At 59.0% G+C, this 19,101-nt stretch carries 19 protein-coding genes and 2 tRNA genes; 8 read left to right on the forward strand and 13 right to left on the reverse strand.

What is annotated here, in order from left to right; genetic code table 11:
- Nucleotides 1-3 precede the first annotated feature (3 nt).
- The gene (hdaA, locus tag FZF13_RS22745) at nt 4-693 is read left to right on the forward strand and encodes a DnaA regulatory inactivator HdaA (RefSeq protein WP_036255353.1); all 690 of its coding nucleotides are present in this window, start codon (nt 4-6) and stop codon (nt 691-693) included.
- Nucleotides 694-910: 217 nt separating this feature from the next.
- Here the strand turns inward: hdaA and FZF13_RS22750 are convergent, their stop codons facing one another.
- The 7 genes from FZF13_RS22750 to FZF13_RS22780 form a co-directional block, all read right to left on the reverse strand.
- Nucleotides 911-1,984: an ABC transporter ATP-binding protein gene (locus FZF13_RS22750; protein ID WP_024926940.1), complete on the reverse strand. Its 1,074-nt coding sequence runs from the start codon at nt 1,982-1,984 to the stop codon at nt 911-913.
- Nucleotides 1,985-1,987: 3 nt separating this feature from the next.
- Nucleotides 1,988-2,836 carry a carbohydrate ABC transporter permease gene (locus FZF13_RS22755; RefSeq protein WP_024926939.1) on the reverse strand — a complete coding sequence of 283 codons (849 nt, stop codon included), beginning with the start codon at nt 2,834-2,836 and terminating at the stop codon, nt 1,988-1,990.
- Complete coding sequence (locus tag FZF13_RS22760) at nt 2,836-3,747, reverse strand: carbohydrate ABC transporter permease (RefSeq protein ID WP_024926938.1); 912 nt, start codon at nt 3,745-3,747, stop codon at nt 2,836-2,838. The genes FZF13_RS22755 and FZF13_RS22760 overlap by 1 nt, the downstream gene beginning before the upstream one ends.
- Nucleotides 3,748-3,931: 184 nt before the next feature.
- Entirely contained in the window at nt 3,932-5,200 is a 1,269-nt protein-coding gene (locus FZF13_RS22765) for an ABC transporter substrate-binding protein (protein ID WP_024926937.1), read from the reverse strand.
- Nucleotides 5,201-5,235: 35 nt separating this feature from the next.
- Nucleotides 5,236-6,423: a PLP-dependent transferase gene (locus FZF13_RS22770; protein ID WP_024926936.1), complete on the reverse strand. Its 1,188-nt coding sequence runs from the start codon at nt 6,421-6,423 to the stop codon at nt 5,236-5,238.
- Nucleotides 6,420-7,151, reverse strand: a complete 732-nt coding sequence (locus tag FZF13_RS22775) for a FadR/GntR family transcriptional regulator (RefSeq protein WP_024926935.1) — start codon at nt 7,149-7,151, stop codon at nt 6,420-6,422. The genes FZF13_RS22770 and FZF13_RS22775 overlap by 4 nt, the downstream gene beginning before the upstream one ends.
- Before the next feature lie 213 nt (nt 7,152-7,364).
- Nucleotides 7,365-7,441 (reverse strand) — tRNA-Pro (locus FZF13_RS22780).
- Between the two features lie 127 nt (nt 7,442-7,568).
- On the opposite strand from FZF13_RS22780, the gene FZF13_RS22785 reads away from it, so the two are divergent.
- The 5 genes from FZF13_RS22785 (at nt 7,569) to FZF13_RS22800 (ending at nt 9,957) form a co-directional block, all read left to right on the forward strand.
- Nucleotides 7,569-7,874, forward strand: a complete 306-nt coding sequence (locus FZF13_RS22785) for an ETC complex I subunit (protein WP_024926934.1) — start codon at nt 7,569-7,571, stop codon at nt 7,872-7,874.
- A gap of 106 nt (nt 7,875-7,980) precedes the next feature.
- Nucleotides 7,981-8,057 (forward strand) — tRNA-Arg (locus FZF13_RS22790).
- A 181-nt stretch (nt 8,058-8,238) separates the two neighbouring features.
- Complete coding sequence (locus tag FZF13_RS29045) at nt 8,239-8,415, forward strand: hypothetical protein (RefSeq protein WP_161773094.1); 177 nt, start codon at nt 8,239-8,241, stop codon at nt 8,413-8,415.
- Between the two features lie 946 nt (nt 8,416-9,361).
- Entirely contained in the window at nt 9,362-9,634 is a 273-nt protein-coding gene (locus FZF13_RS22795; RefSeq protein WP_139116481.1) for a hypothetical protein, read from the forward strand.
- Nucleotides 9,631-9,957 carry a hypothetical protein gene (locus tag FZF13_RS22800; protein ID WP_024927294.1) on the forward strand — a complete coding sequence of 109 codons (327 nt, stop codon included), beginning with the start codon at nt 9,631-9,633 and terminating at the stop codon, nt 9,955-9,957. The genes FZF13_RS22795 and FZF13_RS22800 overlap by 4 nt, the downstream gene beginning before the upstream one ends.
- Before the next feature lie 593 nt (nt 9,958-10,550).
- Here FZF13_RS22800 and FZF13_RS22805 read toward each other — a convergent pair.
- A complete protein-coding gene (locus FZF13_RS22805) occupies nt 10,551-12,434 on the reverse strand; it encodes an acyltransferase family protein (RefSeq protein ID WP_161773095.1) in 1,884 nt (627 codons plus the stop codon).
- Between the two features lie 282 nt (nt 12,435-12,716).
- Between FZF13_RS22805 and FZF13_RS22810 the strand changes: the two genes are divergently transcribed.
- Both FZF13_RS22810 and FZF13_RS29470 read left to right on the forward strand, forming a co-directional pair.
- Nucleotides 12,717-14,702, forward strand: a complete 1,986-nt coding sequence (locus FZF13_RS22810; RefSeq protein ID WP_051512155.1) for an acyltransferase family protein — start codon at nt 12,717-12,719, stop codon at nt 14,700-14,702.
- A 212-nt stretch (nt 14,703-14,914) separates the two neighbouring features.
- On the forward strand, nt 14,915-15,043 hold the full coding sequence (locus tag FZF13_RS29470; RefSeq protein ID WP_275040862.1) for a hypothetical protein: 129 nt from the start codon (nt 14,915-14,917) through the stop codon (nt 15,041-15,043).
- Here FZF13_RS29470 and FZF13_RS22815 read toward each other — a convergent pair.
- From FZF13_RS22815 to plsY, 5 genes are all read right to left on the reverse strand, one after another.
- On the reverse strand, nt 15,040-15,264 hold the full coding sequence (locus tag FZF13_RS22815; protein WP_024926930.1) for an alkylphosphonate utilization protein: 225 nt from the start codon (nt 15,262-15,264) through the stop codon (nt 15,040-15,042). The genes FZF13_RS29470 and FZF13_RS22815 overlap by 4 nt on opposite strands.
- 578 nt (nt 15,265-15,842) lie before the next feature.
- A complete protein-coding gene (locus tag FZF13_RS22820) occupies nt 15,843-16,676 on the reverse strand; it encodes a hypothetical protein (protein ID WP_024926929.1) in 834 nt (277 codons plus the stop codon).
- Nucleotides 16,677-16,998: 322 nt separating this feature from the next.
- On the reverse strand, nt 16,999-17,226 hold the full coding sequence (locus FZF13_RS22825; RefSeq protein ID WP_024926928.1) for a hypothetical protein: 228 nt from the start codon (nt 17,224-17,226) through the stop codon (nt 16,999-17,001).
- Between the two features lie 151 nt (nt 17,227-17,377).
- Nucleotides 17,378-18,508 carry a DNA-processing protein DprA gene (gene dprA, locus FZF13_RS22830; protein ID WP_024926927.1) on the reverse strand — a complete coding sequence of 377 codons (1,131 nt, stop codon included), beginning with the start codon at nt 18,506-18,508 and terminating at the stop codon, nt 17,378-17,380.
- Nucleotides 18,505-19,092 (reverse strand): glycerol-3-phosphate 1-O-acyltransferase PlsY, encoded by a 588-nt coding sequence (plsY, locus tag FZF13_RS22835; protein WP_024926926.1) that lies wholly within the window; start codon nt 19,090-19,092, stop codon nt 18,505-18,507. The genes dprA and plsY overlap by 4 nt, the downstream gene beginning before the upstream one ends.
- Nucleotides 19,093-19,101: the final 9 nt, after the last annotated feature.

Here is a 19,101-nt window from a genome sequence, read left to right on the forward strand (position 1 = left end):
CCCATGGAACGGCCACGACAGATTCCGCTCGATCTCGGGCACGGCACCGCCTATTCGCGTGACGATCTGGTGGTTTCCAGCTCCAATGCGGAAGCCGCCGCGCTGGTCGACCGCTGGCCGGACTGGCCTGCGCCGGTCGTCGTGCTGGCCGGACCCGCCGGCTCGGGCAAGACGCATCTGGCAGCGATCTGGCGCGAGATGGCCGATGCACGGGTTGTCGAAGCCGGGCAGGTCGAAGCGGCCGCGGCGACATTCGATGGCCGGCCGGTGCTGGTCGACGACATTGACACCGGTACGCTGGACCAGGAAGGGCTGTTCCATCTCATCAATGCGGTGCGCGGCGGCGGTTCGCAATTATTGCTCACCGCCCGGCGCTTTCCCGCCGCCTGGGGCGCGACGCTGCCGGATCTCGTATCCCGGCTGAAGGCGGCTGCGACCGTCGAAATCCACGAGCCGGACGACGTACTGCTCGCCGGCGTCATCACCAAGCTGTTCGCCGACCGTCAGGTCGAGGTCGAGCCGCACGTCGTGCAATATCTGGTCCGGCGCATCGAACGGTCGCTCGCCACCGCCATGCGTGTGGTCGAGCGTCTCGACCGGCTGGCGCTCGAGGAAAAGGCGCGCATCACACGCAGCATGGCGGCCGATGCCGTCAACGCGCTTGACGAGGGGCAGGGCGAGTTCGAGTTGTGAGCGTGCGTTTCCTTCTCCCCTTGTGGGAGAAGGTGGCTGAGCCGAAGGCGAGGTCGGATGAGGGGTGCTGGACGGAGTGCGGCCTCGCGGGATGTCGGGTGTTCTTAAGCCAATGCGCTGGCTCTGAAACGTCTCATTTCTTCCAGCACCCCTCATCCGTCTCGGCGCTGCGCGCCGAGCCACCTTCTCCCACAAGGGGAGAAGGAGCAGGCACCAGTCAGCCAGCCTCCACTCTATTTCCGCTCTCCGGATCGAAGATGTGCTGGACGGCCGGTTCGACGGCAAGGCGAACCGTCTGGCCTGGCGCCAGCCCGGGGCGGCCGATGGCGTAGATGCGCAACTGCTCGCCGGCCACCCGCACGTAATATTGCGTCGACATGCCGAGCGGTTCCACGACTTCGACTTCGGCCTTGAGCGGGCCGTCGTCGACGATCCGGATATCCTCCGGCCGCACACCGAGCGTCAGCGAAGCTCCTTCTTGCAGCGGCAGCCCGTCGGGCAGGCGAAGCTTCTGGCCGTCGGTGAACAAGGCCTGGCCGATGTTCTGCCTGACCATCGTCGCCTGCAGGAAATTCATCGCCGGCGAGCCGATGAAGCCGGCGACGAAGATGTTGGCAGGCTTGTCGTAGAGTTCCAGCGGCGCGCCAACCTGCTGCACATTGCCATTGTGCATGACGACGATGCGGTCGGCCATGGTCATGGCCTCGGTCTGGTCGTGGGTGACGTAGATCGAGGTGGTCTTAAGCTGCTGGTGCAACGCCTTGATTTCAGTACGCATATGGGTGCGCAGCTTGGCATCCAGATTGGACAGCGGCTCGTCGAACAGGAACACCTGCGGATCGCGCACGATGGCGCGGCCCATGGCGACACGCTGGCGCTGGCCGCCGGAGAGCTGGCGGGGCAGGCGCTCCAGCAAGGGTTCCAGCCCCAGTCGCTTGGCAGCTCCATCGACCCGCGTCTCGATCGAGGTCTTGTCGGCCTTCCGAAGCATGAGGCTAAAACCCATGTTGGAAGAAACGTTCATATGCGGATAAAGCGCATAGGACTGGAACACCATGGCGATGTCGCGGTCTTTCGGCGCGACGTCGTTGACGACACGCTCGCCGATGCGGATGTCGCCGCCCGAAACCTCCTCCAGGCCGGCGATCATGCGCAAAAGGGTGGATTTGCCACAACCCGACGGGCCGACCAGCACGACGAACTCACCGTCCGCGATCTTGAGATCGACCTCGTTGAGCACGCGCACGACGCCATAGTCCTTCTTGACCTTTTCCAGCGTGACGGAAGCCATGAATTACCCCTTGACCGCACCGGCGGTGAGCCCGGTGACGAGATAGCGTTGCAGGAAGGCGAAGAAGATGCAGACCGGGATCAGCGCCAGCACCGAAGCGGCCATCATCTGACCCCAGTCGACCGCGAACTTGCCGATATAGGTGAGCAGGCCGACGGCGAAGGTCTTCTTGTCATCGCTCGAGATCAGCATCAGCGCGAACAGGAGTTCGCTCCAGGCTGCGGTGAAGACGAAACCCAGCGTCGCGCCCATGCCGGGCAAGGTCAGCGGCACGATCACCCTGCGCATCGCCTGGGCGCGCGTGCAGCCATCGATCATGGCGGCCTCTTCGAGGTCCTTCGGAATGCCATCGAAGAACGATTGCATCAGGAAGGTGGCGAAAGCGGTGTTGAAGGCCGTGTAGATGATGATCAGGCCGGTCAGGCTGTTGATCAGCCCGATCTGGCCCATCATGCGGTAGATCGGCGGGATGACCATGACCAGCGGAAAGGTCTGCGTCAGCAACAGCATGATGGCGAGCGCCGCCTTGCCGCGGAAGGTGAAGCGCGACATGGCGTAGCCGGCCAGCGTGGCGATGACGGTGACCAGTGCCGCCGTCGACACGGAGACGATGACGCTGTTCATGAAATAGCGCGGAAAGTCGGTGGCGGAGAGCACGGTCGAGAAGTTCGCGAAGGTCGTTCGCGACGGCCACAGCGTGATGCCCTCCGAATAGAGCAGCGAGGTCGGCGTGACCGAGATTTTCAGCGTCCAGTAGATCGGAAACAGCGCGAACAGCACATAGGCGGCGATCGCGACATAGAGGCCGATGCCGCCGATCAAGCGCGAGGATTGGGTTTGTCCGGCAATCATCAGACATGCCTCACTAATGTGCGACGGATGCCGATGAGCACGATCGCGTAGAGGATCAGGAGGACAAGCAGAAGCACGGCCATCGCCGAGGCGTAGCCCTTGTCCAGCGATTTGAAGGCGCTGACATAGATGTAGACCGGCATCGTCGCGGTCGAACCGGCCGGCCCGCCCTCGGTCATGACGAAGATGAGGTCGGCGAAGGTGGCGATCCAGATCGTGCGCAGCATCACCGTGATGGCAATCGTCGGCGCAAGGAAGGGCAGCGTCACCTTGGTGAAGCGTTGCCAGGGCGTGGCGCCGTCGATGGCCGCCGCCTCATGCAGTTCCGAAGGGATCGATTTCAGCGCCGCCAGCAAGGTGATGGCGAAAAACGGGATGCCGAACCAGACATTGGCGATGATCGGCCCCCACATGGCGGTTGCCGGGTCGGACAGAATGTTCGTCGGCTCCGCCTTCAGCCCCAGCGCGTAGAGCCAGTGCGGCACGGGTCCGATGATCGGGTTGAACAGCCAGGCCCAGGTGAGGCCGGAAAGGAAGGAAGGCACCGCCCAGGGCAGGAACACCAGCGCCTGGACAACGCGGCGGCCGGCGAAGGGCTTGTCGAGCAACAGCGCCAGGCCCAGTCCGAGGAAAAACTGGAAGAACAGGCTGGCGATGGTCCACCAGGCGGTGTTGACCAGGGCCTCGCGCAGCAGCGGGTCGGTCAGCATGGCCTGGTATTGGCCGAGCCCGACATACTCCGATTTGAAGGCGGAGAATTTTCGGAACGAATAGCTGATGCCGATGATCAGCGGCACCAAAAGCACCGTCACCAAAAGCACGATGGCAGGGCTGAGATAGAGCCACGGCTCGAACGACGCAAAGGACAGGCCCTTGCGGCGCGGCGGTGCGATGTCGATGGCGACGGTCATGAAAACACTCAGCGTTTGGCGAAACCAATGCGTGCGGCGGTCTCTCCCCGTTTATGGGGGAGAGATGTCCGGCAGGGCAGCGAGGGGCGGAGCGAACCCGGGAGAGTTTGGCGCTGCCGCCCCTCATCCGGCCCTTCGGGCCGTTCTGCGGGCCTCCCCACGGATGGGGAGAAGGACCAAGAGCTTACTTCTTGTTCTTGGCCATCCAGTCCTGCTGTTCCTTGGTCATGTAGGCCGCCCATTCGTCAGCCACTTCCTTGGCCGGACGCTTGCCGAGCAGCACTTCCTGGAAGCCCTTGATCGCGATCTGGTCGACGAAGTTGCCGAGGTTCTCCAGATGGGTCGGTGGGGTGACGAACTCATACTTGTCGCCGCCATTCAGTTCCTCGAACCAGCCCTTGAACTGCTCGGTCTTGAAATAGGCGTCCTGTTCGGCGCCGTTGTGGATCGGCAGTACGCCGACCATCTTGGCCCAATCGATATTGCCCTTCGGCGAGAGCAAGGTTTCCATCAGCTTCCAGGACTGGTCCTTCACTTTGGAATTGGCGAACATCGCCCAGCCGCTGTAACCCAGCGTCGGGAAGGATTTGCCGCCCGGCCCGGCGGGCACCGGAGCGACGGCGAAATCGTCCTTGTTCATCTTCTCGGCAACACCGATCAGCGCGTCCGGATCCTGGTCGAGCATGGCGCAGGTGCCGGTGTAGAAGCCGGTCACCGTCTCGTTGAAGCCCCAGCTGACGCTGTCCTTCGGCGCGTAGCCGTTCTTGTACATGTCGGCCAGCATCTGCAGGCCCTTGACCGAACCCGGATCGCTCATCAGCGACGTGCCGTCGGGATTGAAGTAGCCGCCCTTGCCGTTGGCGATGTTCATGAACATGTTGACGCCGAAAGTGGCGCCGGGGCCGCCGCGCAGGCAGTAGCCATATTTGCCGGGCAGGGCGGAGATCTTCTTGGAGTCCTCGACAAACTCATCCAAGGTCGTTGGGGCGTGGTCGAGGCCGGCCTCCTTGAACAGTTTCTTGTTCCAGAACATCGCCTTCAGATAGTAGCCGTAGGGGATCATGAACTGCTTGCCGCCCACGGTCGAGCCGAACTGGCGCGCGCGTTCGCCCAGCGTCTTGTTGTCCGGCCATTTCTCCATGTACGGGCCGAGGTCCTCCAGCATGCCGTTGTTGCCATAAAGGCCCATCCAGCGCTCCGGCATCTCGACCACGTCGGGCGTGTCGCCGGCCTGCACCATGGTCAGGAATTTTTCGTATGCCTGGCCCCAGGGCAGCGAGATGAGCTCCACTTTGACGCCTGGATTGGCGGTCTCGAATTCGGCGATCTGCTTCTTCAGGAATTCCGTCCGCGGCGGACTGGTAATGACCTCGACCATCTTGATCGTGGTGTCGGCAAAAGCGGCACCTGCCGAGATGGCAAGACCGGCAGCGGCCGCAAGCAATATCTTCATCGTCTTCATGTCACTCACTCCCATTGTTTGACATGTTATTTTTTTGATTTTTCAAAGGCTTGTGCGATGTCGCTCCACAAATCCTCGACATCTTCCAATCCGATGTTGACACGGATGGTTCTTGGGCTGACGCCGAAGCGCGCCATGGAATTCACTCCGGGCGTCTGTTCCAGGGAAGCCTTGGCCGGCACGACCAGGCTTTCATGGCCGCCCCACGACACGCCGATGCGGAAATAGGTCAATGCGTCGACAAAAGCCGGGATGTCGACGTCGTCGGTCACCTCGAAGGAGAACAGGCCGGTGTAACCGGCAAGCGTCGCCTTGCCCGGATGGTTCGAATAGACGGGATGATTGACGCGCTCGACCTTCCCGTGCGCCTTCAGCCGTTCGGCAATCGTCAGGCCGCTTTTCATGTGGTGCGGCAGGCGCAGCGGCAGCGTGCGCAAGCCGCGCAGCAGAAGCCAGGCGTCGAAGGGCGACAGCTTGCCGCCGAGATAGGAATAGGTCTGCTCGTTGATGCGGCGGATGTGGTCAGCCGAACCGGCCACGACGCCCGCAACAGTGTCGCTATGGCCGCCGAGATATTTCGAGGCCGAATGCAGGACGAGATCGACGCCATGCGCGATCGGCTTCTGGAAGACCGGCGTCGCCCAGGAATTGTCGATGGTGGTGACGATGCCATGTTCCCTTGCCAGCCGGGTCAGATGCGGCAGGTCCTGCAGCTCGAACATCATCGAGGTAGGGCTCTCGAGATAGAGCAGCTTGGCGCCGGGCAGGGCAGCGGCAACGGCGTCCGGGTCCGAGCCGTCGACATAGTCGACCTTGATGTTGAGGCGCGGCAGCAGGCGCTCGAACAGGCGATAGGCATCGCCATAGCAATTGCGCACCGCGACGATGCGGTCGCCTGCGCCGACAAAGGCAAGCACGGTCGCGCTGATCGCCGCCATGCCGCTGGCGAAACCGCGCGCCGCTTCCGCCCCTTCCAGCGCCGCGACGCGTTTCTCGAACTCCATCACCGTCGGATTGTCGCCGCGCGAATAGATCGGTTGGCGCCGTTTGCCGGCAAAGGTGTCGGCCATTTCGGCGTAGCTGCCGAAGGTGAAGAGCGAGGTCTGGTAGATCGGCGGCACCACCGCTCCGCTGTCGAACGCATCGTCATGCGCCAGCAGCGTCGCGGCCTCGGCGATGTAATCGGTGTCGGGGATCGGGCGATGGTCGTTCATGTCTGCCTTGCCTGTATTCTCGCCGCGCCGCGCCTGAGGTCGGCTTCGACGGTGGCGATCAGTTTCAGCGCCTCGGCGCGCGCGCCTTCGGGGTCGCGGGCGGCGATGCGCTCGTAAATGGTGCGATGGTAGGGAAACGAGGCGTGGCCGAAGTCGCGCACGCCCAACGGGTGTTCCCAAAAACGGTGGAACATCTCGTGCATGGCCGAGATCAGCTGCTCGAACAGCGGGTTGCCGGAAGCGCGGTAGATGGCCTGGTGGAACTCCCAGTCTTCGTCCGACGACATGCCGGCGCGGCTGTGGAAGGCTTCTTCCATCGCTTCCAGCTTATGGTGGATAAGGTCGAGATCGGCAGGGCCGGTGCGCAGCGCGCACAAGGCAGCGGCCTCGGCCTCCAAGGCGCGGCGCACCTCCAGCGTCTGCATCAGGCTGGCGAAGTCGTTGCCGCCGGCCAGCGTCAGCGGCATGTGCAGCATATGCGGGGAGACGGCCGCCTTGAGAAAGGTACCGCTGCCCTGCCGGCGCTCGACCAGCCCAAGACCTTCCCAGCGCGTCAAAGCCTCGCGAACGGTGTTGCGGCTGACCCTCAGCCGGTCGGCCAGGATACGCTCGGTGGGCAGTTTGTCGCCGGGGCCAAGTGTCTCCTGAAGGACAAAATCCGCCAGCGCCGCCAGCACGGCGTCATCGCGCGCCGTGGTCTGGATCGGAGGGAGGCGGATCTGGCTCATGCGACATCCGATTGGATCAATGGTCCAACCAATTGCACGGCAAAAACAGCGAGTCAATAACGCGTCGAATCGGTTTTTGTTTGCGGGCGGGCCGGGGGAGGTGATTCTGAATGCCGTAGGGAGGAATGCGCGCCACGATCGCGATCGGCCTGCCGTGGGCAGGGTCGAGCCGCTCTGCTGAGAGCAAGCTGTTGGTGGCGATTTTGGCTTGGTTGGTCGGAGTGGCAGGATTCGAACCTGCGACCCCCTGATCCCAAATCAGGTGCGCTACCAGGCTGCGCTACACTCCGGACCGGGTGTTGCCTAGTGTTTCGGCCACCACAAAGCAAGCCCAAAAACCATTGGTCTTGCGGTTAATTCCATTGCGCAGTAAGCACCGGGGAGGAAACGGCGCTGCCGCCGCACAACGAGGTCTCCATGTCCGCACGCATCTTCAGCCCAGCCAAGACCGCCATGCAGTCGGGCAAGGCAAGAACCGGCAACTGGGTGCTCGAATTCGACCCCGAGCAGCCGCGCAAGATCGATCCGCTGATGGGCTACACGACCTCCGGCGACATGAAGAGCCAGATCAAGCTGTCCTTCGACACGCGCGAGGAAGCCGTCGCCTATGCCGAGAAGCAGGGCTTGGCCTACAGGGTCGAGGAACCCAAGGAAGCCAAGCGCCGGCAGATTTCCTATGCGGATAATTTCCGCTATGACCGCCGTACGCCGTGGACGCACTGATTTCCGGTGTCAGCGGCGCAAGCCACACGTGGCAGTCGCTGTCGCGGATTTTGACGGCGGTCTTCTGCCGATTTTGATTTTGCTGCCCCGGCTTGGGTCAGCCAGCGGTCCCGTAGCTCAGCTGGATAGAGCACCGGCCTTCTAAGCCGATGGTCACAGGTTCGAATCCTGTCGGGATCGCCAATCGTTTTCAATAGCTTGAGGGTTTGACCTCGATACGAAAATAGGCCGTTTACACACGGTTTACGCGCTTTGTCCGTTTGGTGTTCTGCTCCATGCGCTGGATCACTGCACCGGAACTTGCTGATCGTCGGCAAGATAGTGTCTTTCCAGCACAGCGTTGACCTCTGAAATCAAGTGGCCCGTGACCATCAATGTCGATAGCACGACGGACTTTGCTGCAGGCTTTGTCAGCGGCGAAAAGATACAGGGCCTGACTAGCGGTGCCTTTGGATGCTTCCGTTCCAAGTCGTCAACGACTGTCGTGATCGACTGGCAATACGGGCATTCCAAAGTGGGGAAAAGCTTTACGATGCGGTGACGGCGGTACGGCCTACCATCACGACACTGAATACTATGGCCGTCAACCAGGAAACCACCGGTGGTTCGGTTCTCGCGGCGAGATAAGTTTTGGCGTGCCTCCGGGGTATGCAAAAAACGGATTTCAGCATGGGTGGTCGGCTAATGCTGACGAGAACCTATGATTGTAGCCAGGATCGGTTGGAGACGGTCACCGACCGGCGTTAGTCTTCTGCCGTGACGTTGCAACCGATCCTGCCAGCAGACAGCAAAATAGTCCTCAAAAATTCAAATCAGCTTGTTCGCACAAAAGACGTGGCGGCGGGAATACGCCTGTCGGCTAAGTGGGGTAGGTATCTGGAAGCGCCTTCTTGCTCAACAACGGCACCACCAGAAGCTTTTCGGGTGTCGGCGTGAGCAACTTCACTGTAAGCATCTCGGCACGTGTCTATCGGGTCTTTTTTCGCTAACAATATGGAATCGACAAGCTATACAGCCACTGTTACGTTGGTAAAATTGGGTTGCAGGGCGATTGTCACTACTCGTCTTAACAATATGGTGGAGTACATGCATTATTGATACAATAACATGGCGCCTTTGTTTGCCACACATAAAGCCGATATTATCGTGAAACGGGATCAGTCTTGATAGATCGTGTTTCGCAATCGGAATAATTCTTGAGAATAATTGGACGTGACCAATTGCCGACTTGATGACAGCCGCACAAGATGCTTGGCATTAAGTCGCACGACGCATTTCTAGGGGGAATTATGGCGGCCACGTCGCTCTTTTCGCGCGCAGCGAAGTCTATTGTAAAGAAAACGCTGGCTTCGCTGAATGATCCGTTTGCGCCAAGGCCGCCAAATGCGTTCACTCGGGATGAGTTTAAGCGTTTTGTAGACCGTTACGGTGCCTCGGCGGACGACGAACGGAAGCGCCTAAGTCTGTAACTTCTGAATAAACTTGCGGTGGACCCGGAGGCTGGCTTTCATCTTGATCATCCGGCCTATGAAAGGGTATTCGACGGCAGCGATTATTGCTATCACGGCAATGCTGCGTATACGTACGCCACAGGCGAAATTAACCGGGCAGAACATATCGCCAAATCGCGGTTCGCCAAATCTGAAAACTCCTTCAATGCGTGGCTTTTAGCCCGCTGTCTAAGGACCAACGGCAAATCAAAACAAGCCATTGAACGTCTGCGGAAGACTACCGATCGCTTCTACCCTGATGGGGTTTGACGCTGGAACTTGTATCCAAGTTGTACTGGTCTGGAAGCGTAGCAGAAGCTAATTCGGTGCTCGCCGCAGCGCCTTCCGGCGTCGTTCCGACAGGCGGTGTCGATGTAGTCAAGAAGGAGTTCGCCGCCGCCATCGACGGAACACTCACCCTTCGAACTGGCAGGGGTGACATCTACGACGAGCAGAATGTGATCGATACCTGGTGGCGTTATTGGCGCCATTTCAACCAACTCACGGAATGGCAGCACAACGAACCATTTGTGATGGGGCGATCCTTCGGCGACTGTCTTCGGCTATCAAGGAAACGAGCCCAAAGTCGGTGATCGATTTCGGGGCCCTGTGCGGAGAAATCAACTACCGACTGGCAAAGCAGTTTCCCGAGGTCGGTGTCTATGGTGTCGACCGACAAGAGATTGTCAAGAAGCTGAATGACGAAGCCTATTCCCTTCCAAACCTGCATTTTAGGGATGGGGATATCTTTGAGAGTCTAAAGACCGTCGACGAGGAATTTGTTCTTTTCACAAAAACCAGGACGACTGTCCTTTGCTATCCTGATTTCGTCAGAGGTTCTATAACGAGTGCCATAGTAAAGGCGTCGAGACTATTGTTGGTTTTGAGCCTTCGGGCATTAGCCGAGATGCGGGCCGTTTCCCCGAATATTCGGTCGGCGACAACTCGGTCGTTTTCCGCATGGTCATGATGCTGTACAAATATCCAGAGATGTTGAAGAAGGCGGGATATCGCATCACCAAGTCGGAGATGGTGCCCGTGAGCTTCTTGTATTTTGACGACCCCGGCTATCACCTGCTCTATTTTGAGGCCACGCGGGTCTAGTTACTGCATCGCTATGCCTCGCACGAATGGATAGGCCTGAGCCCATATCTCCATCCAAGAGGCATATGGACGCTTGGAGCGCCTATCCCGGGTGCAATACCGTCTCGATCTTGCTGGCAAACTCGGTGACGATGCGCCTCGCACCCCACGCCGACAGATGCGTCTGATCCGAATATAGAGGGATCCCATCGGCTATCATTAAGCATTTGACATCGCTGCAGAGGACATCGAAGGGGTCCAGGAACAGGGCGGTATCGCCAATACGGGCTGCCATCAGTCCATTGATGGCGGCCCTCGCCGAAACGGTCGCGTTGTCAATTGCCTCGCTCGCACATGCGGCCATAGTCAAGAAGGTGCGCCCCATGCAATCAAGCGGCGTGCCAGCCACTCCTACAGTTGGCACATTACCGATGACGAAAAGGTGCGAAATCCCAAGGTCGCGCTTAAGCTTCACAAGCTCGCTTGCAGCGAAGGTTGCAAGGTCTTCAGCGGATTCTAGTTGCCGCTTTTGACCAGTGATTTCATCGATCATTGGGTAAATATCCCAATACTGCCCGATCACCACAGGCACTCTGGCTGAGCGGATGGCTTTGAAGGCGGTGGCCCGCATCTGCCGGCAACCTTTGTCGTATAGGATTGGATCAGGGTGAGTGCGGAAATCTCGCGTGTATGTTGGGGAATAGAATGGGCAACTGCTGAACTCGAAGAATTGAACGTTCAGGTCAGGAAGTGCTTTGAGGAAACCCGCATAGTATTGCCGCGCGTGGGAATCGCCAATGACTATGAGGTCTGGGGCTCCGCCCCCTTTCGTCATGCAGCCATTCGGATTGCAACCGTCCCCACCATATCCGACCAGTTGGACTTTTTCCGGGTCCGTTCGAAAATCTGCGAGGAAGTATCCGCGTTCGCCTAGCCGCCATGGCCATCCGGTGGTGGTAGCGCTGTATCCGAGTAGCGCGACAGCCACTGCCGCTGCGGTGAATGAAGCCCAATAACGGGAGCGACCGAATGATGCTTTCCCCGCATGTCGGAACGGCTGCTCGACGGTGTGCGAGAGGACCGCCCCGAGAGCTACGGCTGCTGTTACTAGCGTGGCTTTGTCGGCGCCCGTGAAATTGCGCTGAAGGACATAGGCCGCAAAAACGACAACAGGCCAATGAGCGAGATAAACAGAATAGCTGATCCTGCCCAGGTAGACAGATATGGGGTTGCGCAGGAGAAGGCCAACGAACCGTGCCTGGCCCGCCGACAGAACCGCAGCGGCCCCGGTGGCCGCAACCATGCCAGCAAGCGCTTGGTTTGAGACAGGGTCGAACAGCACTACGGCCGCGACCAATGCTGCAATGCCAGCAGCCAAGATCAACTCCTGCAACCTGCCCGTACGGACGGCGGGCAGCCAGACGAGCAACGCACCGATAGCGAATTGATAGACGCGAAATGGGGTGAGAAAGAACGTCGTCGTTGTCGATCCGTTCCAAGCGATGACGGCCACGATACTGATCGCGCCTGCAATGGCGATCCATAGCCAAGGTAAGCTTCTTCGGAGCAGCAAGAGCAGAAAGACGGGCCAAACGAGGTAAAACTGTTCTTCGACGCTCAGTGACCATGTGTGCAGCAACGGCTTGCCTATCGCCGCGCCGTCGAAGTAACCCGATCCGAGCCAGAAATAGACATTCGCTAGCGAGAACACGGACGCTGCCAGCGAGCCGCCGAAGTCGGCCATGAGTGCGGGTGACAGGAGCAAAGCCGAGGCCGCGCCGGAGACCAACAAAGTCGCCACCAGCGCCGGGAACAGGCGCCGGCCTCGCCGTGTGTAGAATTCAGCAAAGCTGAATTGGCCGCGCTCCACGTCACGCTTGATGTTTCCGGTGATCAGATAGCCGCTAATCACAAAGAATACATCAACACCAAGATAACCGCCGGCAAAGCGGGTGATGCCAGCATGGAATAGAACGACGGCGATCACGGCGAATGCTCGCAGGCCGTCTATGTCCGGTCGGTAGCCACTGACTCTCATTCGAGCTGAATTGCATGGAATGCGCTATTTTGCCAATACCTATGCGCGAGGTGTTGCCCGGACGCACTCAGGCTTGGGGACAGGATGGCGGCTCTAAGCAGGAAGGGCGGCACGGTTACAGTATCGCAGTGAGCCGGCGCAGCAGATAGAGTCTAGCCACCACAGCTAATGTGCGTTGACCTTGCCCTGGCCTGTTGCGATAAGCCGGTGGGTTTTTTGTCGGGTTTCAACTTGAACAGTGACCACAGGACGACCGTTGATGGACTGCGTGCAATTGCAGTCTTCCCGGTTATTCTCTTCCACGCCGGCTCGCCGCTTTTCGTGGGTGGGTATCTTGGCGTCGACATCTTTTTCGTCATTTCCGGTTACGTAATCGCTCGCACCCTACTCAAGGATATGGCCCACGAGCGGTTCTCGATACTCCGCTTTTATGAAAAGCGAGCGCGGAGGCTTCTACCGGCTCTTATACTGGTGGTGTTGGCGTCATTCATTCCGGCATGGCTTTGGATGATGCCGGATCAGTTGAAGAATTTTGCGCGTAGCATTGTTGCCACGGCCTTCTTCGGATCAAATTTCTTCTTCTGGTGGGATGCCGATTATTTTTCGGAATCGCTGCATCTGAAACCGCTGTTCCACACCTGGTCGCTGGCGGTGGAAGAGCAGTTTTACGTCTTCTTCCCACTGTTGCTATGGGTGATATACGGCAAAGGCAGGAGGATGTGGCTAACCCTGACACTTATCGGGGTGGCTTCGCTTTGCTTGGCGCAATTGATATCAACCCGATTTGCAGCGGCAGGCTTCTATTTGTTCCCCACGAGGGCTTGGGAACTAGTCGTCGGCGCCTTGCTGGCGGTTGCTGAGCAAAAGTTCGGCGGCCGCCCGACAACCACGACTCTGTCTCGCGTCATGCCCGTAGTTGGAATGGCCCTCATCGTTGGTTCGATAGTGCAATTCAATGGCGCAACGCCTCACCCGGGAATTCTAACCGTCGCTCCGGTGAGCGGCGCTGCACTGCTCATCTGGTACCCGGGCGGCAGAGACCCGGTGTCCAGACTTTTGGCTTCGGCCCCTATCGTCGGCTTGGGCCTCATCTCGTATTCGCTCTATCTTTGGCACCAACCCCTATTCGCCTTCGCCCGATTGTATTCGATCAACGAAGTGGAATGGCCGACCTACGCCGCACTTATCGCGCTTGCCGTCGTGCTTTCCTACCTGTCATGGAGGTTTGTCGAACAACCGTTCAGGAAACCGGGGCTAGTCTCTCCGCCGACTGTTTGGACTGCATCAGCCTCGGCGCTCGTTTCGCTGATCGCTGTGGGCTACACCGGATATGCCATGAACGGCTTCCCTGGGAGGCGGCCGCCGATCGAGGTGGCGGCGGGCTATTTAAATTCAGCCGGGCAAGACTGTTTCAGGCACAATTGCATTGTCGGCGATCCGGTTCCTCCAACCATCGCGCTGGTCGGGGATAGCCATGCCGCTGCCTTGGCAACGAGTTTGGACCGCGCATTGAAGGGCTCCGGTAAGTCGGCTTTGGTGCTCGCCACCGGGGATGTTTTGGTTAAGTCGTTCCCGAACTTCTATTACCGGGCGGACGAATGGAACGACATCCTATCAAAACAGAAGGCCCAGATATTCGAGCCTCAGATTGAGACCGTTATCCTTGCCGGCCGCTTCACTCTAAGAATCGAAAATACGGCATTCGACAACGGAGAGGGCGGCATCGAAGGCCTCGACGCAACCTTTGTCGGAAGAAGCGAACAGGAGAAGCAGACTTTCACCCAATCGATTATTGATGGCATTCAGGACCTTGAGCAGCGAGGCAAGAAGATCATCCTCGTGTATCCGGTCCCTGAAGTGGGCTGGGTGGTGCCCGCGACATTGCAGAAAATGTCGATGCGGCAAATTCGGGATGGCCTAACCACATCCTACGACGTCTACAAAACTCGCAACTGGCGAGTGTTCGAGATTTTTGACAAATTCGTCTCAGCCGACGGTGACATTATCGCTGTACGTCCTGATCTGGTTCTCTGTAACACTTTCGTCAAAGATCGTTGTGCCACCAACCAGGCTTCTGATGTTTTCTACCATGATGACGACCACCTGTCGGTCAAAGGCACTGACCTTGTCGTTCGTCAATTGATGGACGAAGTGAAGGCTCGCTGGGGAGATTTCCCTTCAAGCGGCAATCGAGAATTCGTCGGCGCTTTGAAGTAGCCGGGTTCCCTACCTTCTGAAAGGAACGACCATGAACCACAACGTGCCCAACGGCGCGGCGACTGCTGCTGCGCGCAACAAATACTCAGTCTGTCGCCCGTCCTCGGTCTCATCGGCCGCTCCGACGGCATTGACAAAGCCCGGGCCGCCGGAGGGCTGCTCCGCGGCTTGTCACGGAAACGGTTCAAGGTTCGGGAGGTGTTGTCGCCGATATGCGGAACGCTGGCGGCCGGCTGACCGATAGTCTCGCCATCGACGACACCGAGCGCACCATCATCAAGCTGTTGCCAACGCCTTCAGCTGGCACCGTGGCGGCGTGGAAGGCGTTCCGCGCGACCTAGGCCTTCTTCACAAACTCGGTTTTCAGCACCAGCCCTTTGACTTGCTTGGTATTGGCCTCGACCTCGCCGGGATTGCCGTTCAGGCGGATGTTTTTGACCAGGGTTCCGCGCTTGAGCGTCTCCGAGGTCCCCTTGACCTTCAAATCCTTGATCAGCGTGACAGAATCCCCGTCGTTCAACTGCGTTCCGTTGCTGTCGCGTACCACTACATCGTCGGTCATGTTGCCATCTCCTGAGTTGGCCTCGCACTACACCGCTGAGACGGTGTTAGCCAAGTGAAGCTGGAGCGATTTGATTAAACATTCGGCTGACGCCATCAGTTGGCGCAGCGATTGCGTGGCAAGCGTTCTGCGCGGCTTAGGTTTAATTGGGTTGGCAAAAACAAACGCACGTACTGAAGCATCCTCGCGCGTCGCAAAATCCGTTGTAATCACATGATGGCGACCAACCATTGGGGCAGTTTCGGTAGCATGAGCTCAACGGCTTGTTCTTGAGGATCGTCTTCTTCTTCAGTTTAGCGATAGTCGATTGAGGTAGCTGAGCTCCGTTTCGCACAACGGGATCGGCGGCAAATGCCGTTCCTGCAAAAAATAATGCTGCGACTGCAAAGCTTAGAACTCTCATGTCAGCCCCCTTCAATGAGGCCGCAAGCTTGCTCCTACGACGCAGAGAAGTCATGCCTCAAATGGGGTAAGTTAGAAGCTTGGTATACTCAAGCGCTTATCATTTCGTAATCATTCGTCATAGTTTTCTGTTTGTGTGGATCGCAGTAGCGTGGAAATCATAATGTTCTGACGAACTATTTCAGCTTATCGGCTGCAGCCAACACGGCCAGTTCATATGCGTAGATGAATGGTCGATTTCTGACGCTCGCTATCGTGTCTCGTTCATCTGGGCTCGCGTAGCTCGGGTGCCAGTATCCAAGGTTGTGTGCGATCTCATGTGAGATCTTTGATGCCCAAAACTTCGGATCGTCGTGTCGAATTTGATCACTGGCCATACGGTCGGAGTTGAGCCGAATGTACAGAAAGCCCTTTGGATTCACTCTGGTCAGCCACAGTTTTGGATTTCCATATGAGTCGTAAAGCCCGCCCCCCCACCAGACATTTTCTTTGCCGCCGGCATACGATGATATGACGATGGCTGGGATGTCGGTGTCGGAATTAAGTACCTGCGCGAGTTGGCTCGTGAATAGTTCCACACTCTGTGGCCTTATCGCGCTGACCGAATAAAGGTATAGGTAATCTTCTTGCTCCTTGCTTGGTATCGGCCCGGCTGTTTCCGTCGAGTTTAAGTAAGCCTCCGTTACGACAGAATAATCTGTCGCGACTGTCAGGTAGATGCTTATTGCTGCTTGCAGGACAGGCTTCATGTGGTCGGGAAAAGCGGGGTCGAGCCATAAAGCAATTCTCCGCTTTTTGTCATGCGACGTGACAACGTTCCCGTAGCGTGCGAGGTCGCGGGTCGAAAGCTGAGCGTGCAATTTTTGGCGTGCCGCATCGAACTTAAGCGAACCCTCCTCTGGGTTTCCGTTCTTAATTAAGGCCTTGGCTGCCGCGATGTCAGTCTGAAAAGCGTAGCAAAACCCGGATCCATAATGCTGGCTATTCGCTTGTCGTCGTTCCAAATCCATTCTGGCAAATACTGCGGGTAGCGTTCTTGCGCTATGGCAAGCCCAATATTGAACAACAGAAAGATTGCAGCCAGTGCACTTCTCATAGCTCCCCCTTGGCGGAATACTATCCTTCGCCAAGCCACCAATAACTTATTCGCTAGCGCCTGTCGCTGGCGTTTGGACGACCAAAATTGGGTGGAGGCGTGGCGCGGGTTGGCGCCTGAACCGCTAGGTGCCTGAGAATTATCATTGATCAGAAGGCCCGCTGGAATACCGGCTGCACGCCAACCCGCTTGACTAGAAAAGACGTGATCTGTTTCCTTATTTGGGATAAGGATCGTCACGCAGCGTCGGGCGAGCGCTTCTTCTTGTCCTGCTGGTGCTTCTTGCTCTTTTCCAACTCGCGCTTGCGCACGATTTCGACCAGGATCTGGTAGGCGGCTTCGGCCTCGCTTTTGCTCAAGCCCGCCAGGAGCTGGTTGGCGAACACGACAGGCTGATCCGTCTCGTTGTCCCAGATGGTCCAAAGGTCCGTTGGGTCCAAAACAAGCTCAAAACGTTCTTTCACGATCGCCTCCGTTCCTGCGTGCCCGGCAAGACGGGACACGGCGAGAGTGGTGCGCGATTCTATTGAATGAAAGATGAGTAAAATCAGTAGGATAAGATTAGAATTTTATCGAACTGTCGAATTTTCATCTGATCCGACCCGACAATGCGGCTCAATCGATAAAGATCAGTGAAACAGAGCCGCCGGCATGGCGCTCCAGCCGGCCGGCCAGGTCGAGTTCCAAAAGGACCATCGCCACCTGCGCTGGATGCAGGCCGGTATGGCGGATAATTTCGTCAATATTTACAGGTGTTTGGCCGAGGGTCTCGGCAACACGCTCGCGCTCGCTGTCGCCAGGTGGCGGCGTCGCGGAAAAATCCGGCGGTTCTTCCACAGGCAATGTCGGCGTTGCATGCCCTCCAACCAGCGGCATTAGCGCATTAAGCACGTCTGCGGTTTCGGTGACCAGAGTTGCGCCATCCTTAATAAGACCATTGGTGCCGCGGGCGCGCGGATCGAGCGGCGAGCCCGGCACCGCGAACACCAGCCGGCCCATTTCGCCAGCCAGCCGCGCGCTGATCAGCGAGCCGGAACGATCGGCGGCTTCGACGACGATCAGGCCGAACGCCATTCCGGCAACCAGCCGGTTGCGGCGCGGGAAATCCTGCGCGCGCGGCTGCCATCCGAACGGCATTTCGGAAACGACGGCGCCACGCTCGGTGATCTCCTCGAACAGGCCGAGATTTTCCGGCGGGTAGGGGTGGTCGAGGCCGCCGGCCAGCACCGCGACAGTGCCCGTCGACAGGCTGCCCTGATGGGCGGCGGTGTCGATGCCGCGCGCCAGGCCCGAGACGATGGCATAACCTTCGCGGCCGAGTTCCGCCGCCAGCATGCGCGCCATCTTGATGCCGGCGAGCGAAGCGTTGCGAGCGCCGACGATGGCGACAGTCGGCAAGGCGAATACCGCGCCGACGCCCTTGATCGCAAGCACGGGCGGCGGGTGGTCCATGCGCTTCAAGAGCGGCGGATAGTCCGGCTCGCCGATGCAGACGAAACGTGCCCCGGCCCGGCGGGCCGTTTCCATTTCGGCTTCCACCTCGGCGATGCTTGGGATCTTCGCCAGGCGGTTGGCGCCGCCGGAAAGCGTCAATTCAGGCAGGAACTCGAGCGCCGTCTCGGCGGAACCGAAGCGGTTGATAAGGTCGCGGAAAGAGGCCGGGCCGACATTGGGCGTGCGGATCAGTCGAAGCCAGTTCAGCCGCTGCCGGTCGCTGAGGTGCAGACCGGCGACGGGGCTGTTCATCCCTTTGCTCCGATCCGGCCCTCGGTGCCGGCCCGCAGCCGTTCGATGTTGGCGCGGTGCTTGTAGAAGACGAGCACGCTCATCAGGGCGAAAGCGAGACCGTATTCAAGGTGGCCGAGGGCGAAAAGCGCGACCGGCACCACCACGCAGGCCGTCAGCGCGGCGAGCGAGGAGTAGCGGAACAGCACCGCCATCGCCAGCCAGACGGCGGCGAAGATCAGGGCCACCTGCCAGGCGAGGCCGATCAGCACGCCGAGATAGGTGGCGACGCCCTTGCCGCCCTTGAAGCCGAGCCAGGCGGGGAAAATGTGGCCGATGAAAGCGCCGGCACCCGCCAATGCGCCGGCCTCCGCGCCATAGCGCGCGAAGATCAGCGCGGGAACGGTTCCCTTCAGCGCGTCGAGGACCAGCGTGGCCGCCGCCAGGCCCTTGTTGCCGGTGCGCAGCACGTTGGTGGCACCGATATTGCCGGAGCCGATCTTGCGGACATCACCAAGGCCCGCGGCGCGGGTGAGCAGCAATCCGAACGGGATCGAGCCGCACACATAGCCGACGATGGGCGCCAAGACCAAAATGAAAGACATAGTCCCCCC

The organism is Mesorhizobium terrae (genome assembly GCF_008727715.1).
Taxonomy (GTDB): domain Bacteria; phylum Pseudomonadota; class Alphaproteobacteria; order Rhizobiales; family Rhizobiaceae; genus Mesorhizobium; species Mesorhizobium terrae.